Raw genomic sequence first — 12689 nt, forward strand, 5'->3', positions numbered from 1 at the left:
GTCATGTGGGAGCTGGCTTGCCTGCGATGGCGGCCTACCTGTTGGTGCGAAATTCAGAGTGAAATCCCCATTTAAGGGCAGAAAGCGCGGGTTATTTATACTTATTGCACCATTTAATTTCACAAAAGCGACATTTTGCCCTGTCGCGGTGCGAAACGAATTGATAAAGTCCGGCTCATTCTCTGTTTAACAACAATCAATTTGCCGAGACTGTTCATGACCGAATCCGTCGATTCCTTCCTTGCCCGCCTCAAGAAACGCGACCCGGACCAACCGGAATTCCACCAGGCTGTAGAAGAAGTTTTGCGCAGCCTGTGGCCCTTTCTTGAAGCCAACCCGCACTATCTGACCTCGGGCATCCTGGAGCGCATCTGCGAGCCGGAACGCGCGATCACGTTCCGAGTGTCGTGGGTGGATGACCATGGCAAGGTCCAGGTCAATCGCGGTTTCCGTATCCAGATGAACAGCGCCATTGGGCCCTACAAAGGCGGTTTGCGCTTTCACCCCTCAGTCAACCTGGGTGTGCTGAAATTCCTCGCCTTCGAACAGACCTTCAAGAACTCTCTGACCTCGCTGCCCATGGGCGGCGGCAAAGGCGGCTCGGACTTCGACCCCAAGGGCAAGAGCGACGCCGAAGTGATGCGCTTCTGCCAGGCATTCATGAGCGAGCTGTACCGCCATATCGGTGCGGACGTGGACGTACCGGCCGGTGATATCGGCGTGGGCGCACGGGAAATCGGCTTCCTGTTCGGCCAGTACAAACGCCTGAGCAATCAATTCACCTCAGTGCTGACCGGCAAGGGCATGACCTATGGCGGTAGCCTGATCCGCCCTGAAGCCACAGGTTTCGGCTGTGTGTATTTCGCCGAGGAAATGCTCAAGCGCCAAGGCCAGCGCGTCGAAGGCAAGCGTGTGGCGGTGTCCGGCTCCGGTAACGTGGCGCAATACGCGGCGCGCAAGGTCATGGACCTGGGCGGCAAGGTGATTTCCCTGTCGGACTCCGAAGGCACCCTGTACGCCGAAAGCGGCTTGACCGAAGAACAATGGTCGGCGCTGCTGGAGCTGAAAAACGTACAGCGCGGGCGTATCAGTGAACTGGCCACACGTTTCGGCCTGGAGTTCCGCAAAGGCCAGGCGCCTTGGGAACTGGCCTGCGATATCGCGCTGCCCTGCGCCACCCAGAACGAACTTGATGCCGACGCTGCGCGCACCTTGCTGCGCAACGGCTGCCTCTGCGTGGCCGAAGGCGCGAACATGCCGACCACGTTGGAGGCTGTGGATATCTTCATCGACGCGGGCATCCTGTTTGCGCCGGGCAAGGCGTCCAACGCGGGGGGCGTGGCGGTGAGCGGCCTGGAAATGTCGCAAAACGCCATGCGCCTGCTGTGGACCGCCGGGGAAGTGGACAGCAAGCTGCACAACATCATGCAGTCGATCCACCATGCCTGCGTGCATTACGGTGAAGAAAACGGCCGTATCAACTACGTCAAGGGCGCGAACATCGCGGGCTTCGTGAAAGTGGCTGACGCGATGCTGGCCCAGGGTATCGTCTAGGCCTCGGGTTCGATGCGCAGCACTTCGATCAACTGCTCGCCGACGGGGCGCTGCCACAGCACCTCGTCGCCCACCTGGGCGCCCAACAAGGCACGGCCCAGGGGCGAGCCCCAGTTGATCAAGCCTGCGTTGGCATCGGCCTGGTCTTCCCCGACTAACTGGATGCGCTGCTGTTCGTCCTGCTCGTTGGCGAACGTGACCCAACTGCCGATCTGCACCTTGTCGGTGGACGTGGCCGGCGCGACTACCTGGGCGCTCTGCACCCGCTGGTTGAAGTAACGCAGGTCCCGCTCAAGGTCAGCCTGACGCTGTTTATCAGCCTGTTCGCCCTTGGCGGTTTCGTCGCTGTGCTCCCCTTGCAACTGTGCCACCCTGGCCTGCAATTGCGCCAACCCTTGCGCGGTCAGGCGGTTAGGTTGCGCGCTGACCTGACGCTCCACCGGCTGATCAGCCTGGGCCGCCGCGTTATCTTCATTTACAAAAGCTCGGCTCATGGCGTTCTCCTTCCTATGAAGGTTGGGCCACGTTCGCTGCCTGATCGTTCCCACCGGCGCTGATCGTTCCCACGCTCCGCGTGGGAATGCATCCTGTGACGCTCCGCGTCACGACCTCGCGAGCGGACGCGGAGCGTCCAGGGCGGCATTCCCACGCGGAGCGTGGGAACGATCAGCGTGAGCGATAGGCTTTGGCGGCGTCACGATCTTTTTCCTGCTGCCAATCGTGTTCGCGGTCGTCCCTGCGGTTTTCCTCGTAATCGCGCATTTCCTGGCTTTCGCGCATGGCCTTGCACTGACGAAACCCATCTTCCCAACCTTCGGCGTATGGCCGGTCTTTGAGGTAGCGCGGCACATTCTTGCGAAACGCCCCGGTAATCACCCCAGCGGCCTGGCGACCGCTGCTGCAACCGTCGTCGAAGCCATCGGCGAAGGCGGGTGGGTAACCTTTGGCCAGCAATTCCTGATGGGTTGACTGGCAACCCGACAACCCCACCACCGCGCACAGCATGACCGCATACCGCCACATGGCGTACTCCCTGGCCGTTTTACGGCTGATAAGGGAAGTCTAGAAGGGGATTTGTTGGGGCGGTGTGAAAGGCAGGTCAGAAAGTTGTGGGCCGAGTATAAAACCTGTGGGAGCTGGCTTGCCTGCGATGGCGGTGCGTCAGTCACTTGAACCTTGGCTGATATACCGTATATCGCGAGCAAGCCCGCACTCATTAATCAGTAGTGGTACCACTTCAGCTCAAGCATCACTTCATTCACTGGCGTGGACAGGTGGCTGTACTCACGCTGGGCACTCAGGCGCAGGCCCAGGTTGCGTGACAGTTCCCATTGCTGGTTGAGGCTGATGCTGCGCCGCACTTCGCCGTTGGTGAAGAAATCGCCCTTGGCTTCCAGGCTCAGGTTGCCCAACGGGTTTTTCCACAGCACGCCGGTGTTGAACCCGGCGGCCGGGGAGATGGCTTCGCTGAAGTCGTTGTTGTGCTCCACGCGCACGGTGCCGAGGGCGAAGCCGAGCATGTCGTCGGAGAGTTGCCAGGTGCCACCGGCGCCGCCGTTGACGTGGGCCACCAGGGTTTCGTCGTCGTGTTTGCCCGGTACGCGTTCCAGGCCGCCGGTGACTTGCCACGACCAGGGTTGCAGCAGCGCATTGCGCGGCGTCAGCGAGCGGATGGTGGCAAGGTCCAGTTGCTGGAGCTGCCAGTGATTGCCCTCGTACTGGCGCAGTTTCATTTGCAGGATTTCGATCTGCGCGCCCAAGGGGAAGCCTTCGGCGTTGTCGTTGAGGTCGTGATAGGCCATGCGCAGGCCATATTCACCGAAGGCTTTGTCGCCGCGGGTGCCGATGCCGGCTTGCCAGGTGCGCGACTCATGGCCATTTTCCGGCAGGCCAGGCGGGGTGATCTTCAGGTCTGGCGCCGGGTTCTGGTTGATCGCACGCAGCAGTTCGAAGCTGCGCTGGGAGCGTGTCGCGTCGCGCTCCAGGCCATTGGCGCGGTAGCGGCCCAGGCGGTAAGCGGCGTCCACGATCAGTGCCTGGCGCTCGCGGGGCAGTGCTTTGAATGCCGGTTCCTGCAGTTGCTTTTGGTCGTCGCTGATTTTCAGCACCCACTGTTGCTCATCGCTATCGAGTGGCTTGGCGCGTTCCAGCAGTTCACGTTCACGGGAGGGGCGATAGTCGATCTTTTCCACTAGGCCTGCATCTTTTACCGCTTTGACGGTATCGGTAGGGATCGCGGTGAGTGGGAATTGCTCAGTCAAGCGCAGGCCAGGGCGGGCCACTTGCAGCAGTTCGAGCAGGCGGTAGGAGCAGTTTTCGTCGAAGAAGAAGTAATCGAACTGGATCTGCTTGAGCTCCCACACGTGCTCGACCATACGCTTGGTCTCGACCTCGGTGAGATTCAAGCGGTATTCCCACAAATCGCGGTTTTCGAGGCTGCGGTATTCCGAGAGTTTCTCCTGATAGGGCACCAGGGCGAACAGGCCCGGATAACCGCCCATCAGGCCCTTCCAGGCATAGAGGATGCTGTTGTCGGAGCCTTCGATATAGGCGCCGAAGTTGATCGCATAGCTGAGCAGCGCGGTGTTGTTGCTTTGCACGTCGGCCTGGTCGATGCGCAGCAGGGTGTGGCCGAACATCGACGACGGGCTGTTGAGGTAGGCCGCCGGGAAGATCATCACTGCGCTATGGGGCGCGACGTCCTTGAACCATTGGGTGAACTCTTTGCACTCCAGGGCGGGCAGGTCGTTCAGTTGCAACTGCGCCTTGAGCCAGCGTGTACGGGCGGGGTAAACGCACTGGGCGTGCTTTTCACCCAGGCTGGCCGGTGCATACAGCGCATCAACGGTCGCCTTGAGTTCGGCGTCCGGATGGTGTGCGCCATCGGGAGCGAGGAAGAATTTCTTGTCGCTGACGTAGCTGCGCCAGCCACTGACTTTGCCGGCTTCGTAGTGCCCCAGCGACAGCCAGAACGGATCATTGGCCAGTTGCTGCAAACGTTGATCGTCGAGATGCGGTGCCGCATGCAGCGGGGCGCAGGCGAAGAGAGCCAGGCAAGCGAGGCGTTTGAGCATGGGGGCTACTTAAGTCGGACGGAAAAAAAGACCCAAGGTGGGCGGGTCGAAAAAATAAAACCCGCGCCTCGAAAGGCGCGGGCAGGTCGAGCTTAAGCCTGGGTTGCGTATTTCGCCAGACGGGCATCGCTTTTCAGTACAGCAATGGTGTTGTTGTGCACGTCGTCAGCGGTCACGTCAGCCTTGCTGAAGATCTGCTGGAAGTGCTCGTGGGTCACGGCCGCGAAGTGATCGCGATCTTCCGGCGCAACACCCAGTACCACCGCGTAGGTGGTCAGCGCTTCGCCGTTGCCTTTGGCCATGTCTTCGGACAGCTCGTTCATCATGCCATTCATGGCAATCCAGGACTTGCCGCCGTAGGTCAGGGCGCTGTTGGTGCTGCAACCGTTGGTGCCCGAGGTCATGCCGAAGGTGGCGTTACCCGAAGTACCGTTGGTGGTGGAGGCGAGGAAGTGGGCCGGAGTACCGCGCTGGCCTTCGAACAACATGTTGCCCCAACCGCAGTTCGGGCCACCTGGTGCTTCTGCCATTGCATTGAGGGAGACGACGGTGAAGAGAGTACCAAGAAGGATCCGTTTCATAGCTTTGTTCTCTTTGTGTGCAAACCAATGGACAAGGGTTCAGGTGCTCAACGCACCCTAGGGGCCAGTTATTAGTCCAACCCGCGCAGTTTGGAGTTTAGGCACGTTCCCAGGGTTCCGTGTTTTTTTATAAACATTCAGTGGCGGGCGATTTTTTTGCAGGACGCATGCGATGGCTATGCTTTCCCGAAAGCGCGCCTTGCCAGAGCGCTCAACCGGGAGCCAGAATGCCCCATCTGCCCCGCCTGATGTAAGGAAGCCCGATGCCTGATCCTGTTGCTGCCAGCTTGCGTCTAGCGCCCGAAGCGCTGACTCGCCCTTTCTCCGCTGAACAGTTCAGCTTCTCGACCACCAATGATTTGGAGCCCTTTCGCGGTGTGCTTGGCCAGGAACGTGCGGTTGAAGCCTTGCAGTTCGGCGTGGCCATGCCACGCCCCGGTTACAACGTGTTTGTCATGGGCGAGCCGGGCACCGGCCGCTTTTCGTTCGTCAAACGCTACCTGAAAGCCGAAGGCAAGCGCCTGCAAACCCCGGCGGACTGGGTTTATGTGAATAATTTCGATGAGCCCCGCGAGCCCCGCGCCCTGGAATTGCCAGGTGGCGCCGCCGCGGCGTTTATTGCCGATATCAACGGCCTGGTCGATAACCTGGTCGCCACCTTCCCGGCGGTGTTCGAGCACCCGACTTATCAACAGCGTAAAAGCGCCATCGACCGGGCGTTCAACCAGCGCTACGACAAAGCGCTGGACGTGATCGAGCGCCTGGCCCTGGAAAAAGACGTGGCGCTGTACCGCGACAGCTCCAATATCGCCTTTACGCCGATGCTCGACGGCAAGGCGCTGGACGAAGCCGAGTTTTCGCAACTGCCGGAGGCCGATCGCGAGCGCTTCCACACCGATATCTCCGAGCTGGAAGAACGCCTCAACGAAGAACTGGCCAGCCTGCCGCAGTGGAAGCGTGAGTCCAACAACCAGCTGCGCCAGTTCAACGAAGAAACCATCACCCTGGCCCTGCAGCCTTTGCTGGCGCCCTTGTCGGAAAAATACGCAGAAAATGCCGGCGTCTGTGGCTACCTGCAGGCCATGCAGGTGTACCTGCTCAAAACCGTGGTCGAGCAGTTGGTGGACGACGCCAAGACCGACGCCCAGGCGCGCAAGCTGCTCGAAGAGCAATACTGCCCGAGCCTGGTGGTGGGCCACTCGGTCAACGGTGGCGCGCCGGTGGTGTTTGAACCGCACCCGACCTACGACAACCTGTTCGGCCGTATCGAATACAGCACCGACCAGGGCGCGCTCTACACCACCTATCGCCAGTTGCGTCCCGGCGCGTTGCACCGCGCCAACGGCGGTTTTTTGATCCTGGAAGCCGAAAAAATGCTCAGCGAGCCGTTTGTGTGGGATGCGCTCAAGCGTTCCCTGCAATCGCGCAAGCTGAAGATGGAATCGCCTTTGGGCGAACTCGGCCGCCTGGCCACCGTGACACTCAACCCGCAGATGATTCCCTTGCAGGTCAAGGTGATCATCATCGGCTCGCGCCAGTTGTATTACGCCTTGCAGGACGCCGACCCGGACTTCCAGGAGATGTTCCGCGTACTGGTGGACTTCGACGAAGACATCCCCATGGTCGACGAGAGCCTGGAGCAGTTCGCCCAGTTGCTCAAAACCCGTACTTCGGAAGAAGGCATGGCGCCGCTGACTTCGGACGCGGTGGCGCGCCTGGCGACCTACAGCGCACGCCTGGCCGAACATCAGGGGCGTTTGTCGGCGCGTATTGGTGATTTGTTCCAGCTGGTGAGCGAGGCGGACTTTATTCGCCACCTGGCCGGCGACGAAATGACCGATGCCGGGCATATCGAGCGCGCCCTCAAGGCCAAGGCCACGCGCACCGGCCGCGTGTCGGCGCGGATTCTCGACGACATGCTCGCCGGCGTCATCCTGATCGATACCGCCGGTGCCGCTGTGGGCAAGTGCAACGGCTTGACGGTGCTGGAGGTCGGCGACTCGGCATTCGGCGTGCCGGCGCGGATTTCCGCCACGGTATACCCGGGCGGTAGCGGTATTGTCGACATCGAACGCGAAGTTAACCTCGGCCAGCCGATTCACTCCAAGGGCGTGATGATCCTCACTGGTTACCTGGGCAGCCGCTATGCCCAGGAATTCCCGTTGGCCATCTCCGCCAGTATTGCCCTGGAGCAGTCCTACGGGTATGTGGACGGCGACAGTGCGTCCTTGGGCGAGGCGTGCACCTTGATCTCGGCCTTGTCGAAGACGCCGCTCAAGCAATGTTTTGCCATTACCGGCTCGATCAACCAGTTTGGTGAAGTGCAGGCGGTGGGCGGGGTCAACGAGAAGATCGAAGGCTTCTTCCGCCTTTGCGAAGCTCGCGGGCTGACCGGTGAGCAGGGGGCGATCATCCCTCAGGCCAACGTGGCCACGCTGATGCTCGACGAGAAGGTGTTGCAGGCCGTGCGTGCCGGGCAATTCCATATCTATGCGGTGCGCCAGGCGGATGAGGCCTTGAGCCTGCTGGTGGGCGAGGATGCCGGTGAGCCGGACGCCGAGGGGCAGTTCCCGGAAGGCACCGTGAATGCGCGGGTGGTGGAGCGCTTGCGGGCGATTGCCGAGATGATCAGTGATGAGGATTTGAAGGAGGCGGAGAAGGAGCTGGCGCAGCAGGCGTTGGCGGAAGCCAAGCCAACCTGATTGCTGTCATCACTCGGTCAAGGTGGGAGCTGGCTTGCCTTAAGGCCAGTCAGTTAAGACTTTTTTGTAGGAGCGAGCTTGCTCGCGAAAAACTTTCAGGCGCCGCGTTCATTCAGCAAACACGCGTTATCGTTGCCGTTTTTCGCGAGCAAGCTCGCTCCTACAGAAGGCGATGACCGCTTAAGCCAGCTCCCACAGTGGTCCGTGGTGTTTTTGGGAATGTTTAGCGTGCCACAAAATTGACTCCACCCTCAGGGACCAACGCCCGTTGGTCCCTACAACCTTGGTTTGTCGCGTTTTTATTCTATTCTCAGAGTCAGGGATATCCACAGGAGTCGCAGGATAGAAACAGCCTCGCCTTGCGCTGGGGCTGAACACCGATCTACCGAGGGGCGCCGCCATGTCGCGCAACCTTTGCCTTACTCGCCAGTGCCTGGGCCTGGTCACCCGTATCGAATGCTCCATTCGCCCTCTCGCCGGGGATAACGGGATGTGGACGCTGTTGTTTGCCGCCGGCATGTCGGGCGAGCAGCCTTCCACTGTCAAATCCCAGGGCCCGTTCCATGGGCCCTTCGTGGCAGAACGCATGCTGGGCACCATCGTTGATAGCCTGACCTTGCACGGCTACGAGCAAATGGACGAGCCGCAGATATGGTGCCTGCACCTGCAGGCTCATCTGCGCCAACTCAATGGCGGCCAGGAGCGACTAGCCCTCTGAGGATCGTTCCCACGCTCCGCGTGGTAACGCCGCCCCGGACGCTCCGCGTCCACCCAGGGCTATTTGCTCTCAGGCTTGTCCAGCTTCACCTCAAAGCCGTACTGCACGGTGCTGAGGTCGGTGCGCTGGTAACTTTCCAGCGTGGTCGGCTGGCCGTAGAAGTAATGCACGTCAAACATCGCCGTGCCGTATTCCTCGGCGCGGTGGCTGACACCGAGAATCTCCTTGAGGTAATTGCCGCTGGCATCCTTGGCATAGAAGCGCCAACTGTCGGCGGGGAAGTCCTTCTGGTCGACGATCAGCGCGTTGTCCTTGAGCGACAGGCCCTTGGGCAGCTTGGCTGCGTCAATCGTGGCCTTCTCGATGGTGGCCAGAAACAACGGTACCGAGCCCACCACAAACGCCGGGGTTTCCGGGAACAGGTTGAGGTCGTAGGTGAGCGTGCCGCTGACTGCGTTCAGCTCGAAAGCCTCGGTCGGCAGCTCGATAGGCTCGCCGCGCTCGCCCTTGTCATCGGCGGTGAAAAAGGTGATAGGCGCGTCACTGTTGTTGCGCTCGGCACCGACCAGGTCGTCATTGAAGGTGAACGGGTGGTCGAACACGATTTTTGCGGCGCTGGCGTCTTCGGTCGATTGGCTGATGGTGACGCTGTTTTTCAGTTGGTCCTCCGTCATCGAGGCATCTTTGAGCCAACTGGCGGCGCCGTCGTCATACACCGTGACCGGCATTGGCAGGGGCTGCACGGTGTTTTGCAGGCTGTTCCTGTCAAAGCGCATCACCGGCAGGTCCAGGTCTTTACGGGTGACCGTGGCCTTGGAGAAATCCAGCACATTCACCTGCAGGTTATCGATCAGCCCGTTGAAATACACCTTGGCGTAATGGCTGGTCTGCTGGCGCTCGAAGGCTTTTTGCGCGTCGGTGAGCTGTTTATCGAAGGCATCGGACCACGCGGTCTGTTTTTGCATCTCGGCCAGTTGTTTTTCATAGAACGCCACTTGCGCGGCACTCTCGTTGATCGAGCCTGAGCGGGTCAGAAACTGCCCGGTGCTGTCCCGTGCCTGCACCAGCAGCGGATTGGGTGACGCATCGCCCACTTCGGCGGCCAGGGGCTGGCTGTTGGTCAATTCGATCTCGGCGTAGTTCTTTTCCAGCGTCAGCAGGTTGAGGGTGATGTTGCCGTCGGTGCGTTTATGGCCCACGTCTTGTTTGGTCAGGTCGAACGTCAGCACCTTGCCCGGGGTGACCACCTCCACCGCGCCCTTGAGGCTGATGGGTTGTGGCTGGCTCTTGTTTTCCGTCTCGATGCCTTCGATAAACGGGTAGGTCACCGTCAGGTCGTCGGGGTTGGTCAGGTTGGAGCTGCTGGGGCTCAGTTGAATGCCGGGGTCGGTTTCTGACCATTCCGGTTGGAAGGGAATGACTTTATTGTTGCTCAGGGTGACCGACTGCCATTCCAGGCCATGGGGGAAGGGGAACTGGTCCGGCGCGTTGAAGTTGAACGGGAAGACCGGCTGCAAATCCGTCAGGTAGTCGGAGTGCGAGGTTTTGCGCAGCACGAACAGGCCATTGATGTAGCTGTCCACCAGCGCTTGGGGCGTAGGGTAATGCTTGAGCAGGGCCAGGCTGTCTTCGCCGTATTCGGCTTCGATGGGCTTGCTGGCGAGCTTGACGCGCGCGCGCTCCAGCAACAGCAGCGAGCCGCCCAGGTCGGCGATGGCATCGCGCAGCTTGGGATCCTGGATGCTGTCCAGAGACTGTTCGAACTTTGTGGTTTTCTCTTCGAGGGTCGCCTGCTTCTGCTCTTCTTTGGGGGAGCAGCCGCTGGCCATCAGCAACGCCGCGCACAGGCCGAAAGTGGCCAAAGGGGATCGCACATCCATCATCTGAGTTTTCCTGTCCGACATCATCGAGCCGAGTGAATGGCCTCGACACTAGCAGAAAAATTCTCTTACAGATGCCACTTGGGTCAGTTTTCTCGCGGTGACAGGGGCCGGGTAGCGGCTGGTATACTCGGCGCCATTTTTAGCCAAGCTGTGTGAGATTCAATGGAACGCTTTATCGAAAATACAATGTACGCCTCGCGTTGGCTGCTGGCGCCGATCTACCTGGGGCTGTCCTTGGGCCTGCTGGTCCTGGCGTTGAAATTCTTCCAGGAAATCATTCACGTGATTCCCAACATCTTCACCATGTTGGAAGCCGAAGTGATCCTGCTGCTGCTGTCGTTGATCGACATGGCCCTGGTGGGCGGCTTGCTGGTGATGGTGATGATTTCCGGTTACGAGAACTTCGTGTCGCAGCTGGATATCGACGAAAACAAGGAAAAGCTCAACTGGCTGGGTACCATGGACTCGTCGTCGCTGAAGATGAAAGTTGCGGCCTCCATCGTGGCGATTTCCTCCATCCACCTGCTGCGCATCTTCATGGACGCCAAGAACGTCGATCCACAGCACCTGATGTGGTACGTGATCATCCACATGACCTTCGTGGTCTCGGCGTTCGCCATGGGCTACCTGGACAAACTCACCAAGCATTGATACCCCGCGCTGGCCTTACTGCTCCACGAAGTAATAAGGCTGGCGGTTGACTGCCATTTGCTTGATCACCGTAACCGGCTCTTTTAGCCGGTCAGTGTGGTCCGTCAGCGCAACGTTGCCGGGCTTGGCGCTGAGGAAGGCGCGCAGTTCGGCTTCGGTGTTCAGGATCGGCAAGTAGGCCTGCAGGTAGAACACGCTGGCGCCGTCGATGCGCTCGTTGGGTTGGTACATGGCCACCGTCCTGCCTTCGTCTTGCAGGGTCTGGATCTGGCTGATCACCGGCACGAATGAATGGCGCACATCGGCTTTGGGTGCAAACCAGAACGCCGCGCTCAGGTAGCAGGCGATCGCCAGGCTGAAAACCCCGCCGATGATCTGCCGGTGATAGCGGTACAGCCCCGGCTTATGGTCCTTGGCCCACTCCAGCAACACCCGCGCATACTCGGCAGCCAGTACAGCGGCAGCTGGCGTCAGCGCCATCAAGTACACCGTGCGTTTGCTGGAAGCCAGGGTCAACAGGGTGAACTGCGCCACCAGCCACACACTGAAAAACAACCGATAGCGGTTGCGCACCAGGCTTTTGCGGAAGTGCCACAGGCCCAAGTACACCAGGATGTTCCAGGGCAGGAAGGCCTCGGGCAGTTTCGCGAGGTAATAGTAGAAAGGTTCGTAATGCCCGGCCTCGACGAACGAACCACTGAAGCGCCCGACGCTATTGGTCCATAACACCTCACCCACCGCCTGCATCCCACCGCGCTGAAACAGAAACCCCAGCCAGATCAGCAACGGCACCAAGGCCAACAACGTGAACAGCGCCGGCTTGAGCCAATCGCTCAGCCGCAGGCGCTTATCCATTAGGCTGGTGCTGAACAGGTACACGAAAATCACAATGCCCGGCATCGCCAGGCCCAACACACCCTTGCTCAACGTAGCGATGACCATCCCGGCGGTAAACAACGCCCAGGCCCAAGTACTTGAACCTTCACGCTCAGGCCGCACAGCCTGGTAAAACCCCAGCAGGGCAGCCGTGACACCGAGGCTGAGCAACGAATCCTCACCCACCCCCCGCACATTGCCCCAATAACTGGCCATGGTCGCCAGGATCAGCGCAGCGCTGAACGCCAGCGTCTGCGGCCGCCCGAACCGACGCAACATCCCGTACAACAGCATCACACTGAACAACCCGGCAAACGCCGACGCCAAGCGCACCGCCCCGGTGCTGGCGCCAAACAGGCGAATCGCCCCGGCATCCAGCCATAGGCTCAGGGGCGGTTTTTCCAAGAAGGGTTCACGAAACAGGCGCGGCACCACCCAGTCATTGTCCAGGTGCATCGCCATGGCGATCCCGGAGACCCGGGCTTCGGTAGAGCCTTGCAACTCATGGTTGCCGAGGGCGAAGAAGAACAACAGAGCAGCAAGCAAGAGCAGCAGGGGAGCGGGGCGCGTCATGGAGTCTGGCTACCGAGGCATGAGACCGATCGGGCGACCGGTCATGGGTAGTCAGGGAGTATACGAGCGCGATTCTT

The 12689-nt window shown here is 60.2% G+C and carries 10 protein-coding genes; 4 read left to right on the forward strand and 6 right to left on the reverse strand.

Annotated elements, in window-relative coordinates; all coding sequences use genetic code 11:
- Window positions 1-216 precede the first annotated feature (216 nt).
- Window positions 217-1554, forward strand: coding sequence for an NADP-specific glutamate dehydrogenase (gene gdhA / locus BT204_RS22360; protein WP_034126961.1), 1338 nt, complete (start codon window positions 217-219; stop codon window positions 1552-1554).
- Here gdhA and BT204_RS22365 read toward each other — a convergent pair.
- From BT204_RS22365 to BT204_RS22380, 4 genes are all read right to left on the reverse strand, one after another.
- Entirely contained in the window at window positions 1551-2048 is a 498-nt protein-coding gene (locus BT204_RS22365) for a GreA/GreB family elongation factor (protein WP_072448315.1), read from the reverse strand. The two genes, gdhA and BT204_RS22365, sit on opposite strands and share 4 nt — an antisense overlap.
- Window positions 2049-2220: 172 nt before the next feature.
- The gene (locus tag BT204_RS22370; protein ID WP_072448317.1) at window positions 2221-2577 is read right to left on the reverse strand and encodes a hypothetical protein; all 357 of its coding nucleotides are present in this window, start codon (window positions 2575-2577) and stop codon (window positions 2221-2223) included.
- A gap of 197 nt (window positions 2578-2774) precedes the next feature.
- On the reverse strand, window positions 2775-4628 hold the full coding sequence (locus BT204_RS22375; protein ID WP_072448318.1) for an Lnb N-terminal periplasmic domain-containing protein: 1854 nt from the start codon (window positions 4626-4628) through the stop codon (window positions 2775-2777).
- A gap of 92 nt (window positions 4629-4720) precedes the next feature.
- Window positions 4721-5209 carry a DUF3015 domain-containing protein gene (locus tag BT204_RS22380; RefSeq protein ID WP_003194274.1) on the reverse strand — a complete coding sequence of 163 codons (489 nt, stop codon included), beginning with the start codon at window positions 5207-5209 and terminating at the stop codon, window positions 4721-4723.
- A gap of 263 nt (window positions 5210-5472) precedes the next feature.
- Here BT204_RS22380 and BT204_RS22385 point away from each other — a divergent pair, with 263 nt between their 5' ends.
- The gene (locus BT204_RS22385; RefSeq protein WP_034126964.1) at window positions 5473-7911 is read left to right on the forward strand and encodes a Lon protease family protein; all 2439 of its coding nucleotides are present in this window, start codon (window positions 5473-5475) and stop codon (window positions 7909-7911) included.
- A 400-nt stretch (window positions 7912-8311) separates the two neighbouring features.
- Window positions 8312-8629, forward strand: a complete 318-nt coding sequence (locus BT204_RS22390; RefSeq protein WP_003194269.1) for a PA4575 family protein — start codon at window positions 8312-8314, stop codon at window positions 8627-8629.
- Window positions 8630-8688: 59 nt separating this feature from the next.
- Here BT204_RS22390 and BT204_RS22395 read toward each other — a convergent pair whose 3' ends face one another.
- The gene (locus BT204_RS22395) at window positions 8689-10512 is read right to left on the reverse strand and encodes a hypothetical protein (protein ID WP_083544081.1); all 1824 of its coding nucleotides are present in this window, start codon (window positions 10510-10512) and stop codon (window positions 8689-8691) included.
- 162 nt (window positions 10513-10674) lie between these two features.
- Between BT204_RS22395 and BT204_RS22400 the strand changes: the two genes are divergently transcribed.
- Window positions 10675-11163: a TIGR00645 family protein gene (locus BT204_RS22400; RefSeq protein ID WP_014719996.1), complete on the forward strand. Its 489-nt coding sequence runs from the start codon at window positions 10675-10677 to the stop codon at window positions 11161-11163.
- A 15-nt stretch (window positions 11164-11178) separates the two neighbouring features.
- Here the strand turns inward: BT204_RS22400 and BT204_RS22405 are convergent, their stop codons facing one another.
- On the reverse strand, window positions 11179-12612 hold the full coding sequence (locus BT204_RS22405; RefSeq protein WP_072448320.1) for an ArnT family glycosyltransferase: 1434 nt from the start codon (window positions 12610-12612) through the stop codon (window positions 11179-11181).
- Window positions 12613-12689 lie beyond the last annotated feature (77 nt).

This window comes from Pseudomonas sp. NFPP02 (assembly GCF_900119355.1).
Taxonomy (GTDB): domain Bacteria; phylum Pseudomonadota; class Gammaproteobacteria; order Pseudomonadales; family Pseudomonadaceae; genus Aquipseudomonas; species Aquipseudomonas paracarnis.

Bases quoted from the DNA above. Each gene is read 5' to 3' on its own strand.
- BT204_RS22395 (WP_083544081.1), bottom strand. From the start codon at position 10,512: ATGATGGATGTGCGATCCCCTTTGGCCACTTTCGGCCTGTGCGCGGCG.
- BT204_RS22405 (WP_072448320.1), bottom strand. From the start codon at position 12,612: ATGACGCGCCCCGCTCCCCTGCTGCTCTTGCTTGCTGCTCTGTTGTTC.
- BT204_RS22390 (WP_003194269.1), top strand. From the start codon at position 8,312: ATGTCGCGCAACCTTTGCCTTACTCGCCAGTGCCTGGGCCTGGTCACC.
- BT204_RS22365 (WP_072448315.1), bottom strand. From the start codon at position 2,048: ATGAGCCGAGCTTTTGTAAATGAAGATAACGCGGCGGCCCAGGCTGAT.
- gdhA (WP_034126961.1), top strand. From the start codon at position 217: ATGACCGAATCCGTCGATTCCTTCCTTGCCCGCCTCAAGAAACGCGAC.
- BT204_RS22370 (WP_072448317.1), bottom strand. From the start codon at position 2,577: ATGTGGCGGTATGCGGTCATGCTGTGCGCGGTGGTGGGGTTGTCGGGT.
- BT204_RS22385 (WP_034126964.1), top strand. From the start codon at position 5,473: ATGCCTGATCCTGTTGCTGCCAGCTTGCGTCTAGCGCCCGAAGCGCTG.
- BT204_RS22400 (WP_014719996.1), top strand. From the start codon at position 10,675: ATGGAACGCTTTATCGAAAATACAATGTACGCCTCGCGTTGGCTGCTG.
- BT204_RS22375 (WP_072448318.1), bottom strand. From the start codon at position 4,628: ATGCTCAAACGCCTCGCTTGCCTGGCTCTCTTCGCCTGCGCCCCGCTG.
- BT204_RS22380 (WP_003194274.1), bottom strand. From the start codon at position 5,209: ATGAAACGGATCCTTCTTGGTACTCTCTTCACCGTCGTCTCCCTCAAT.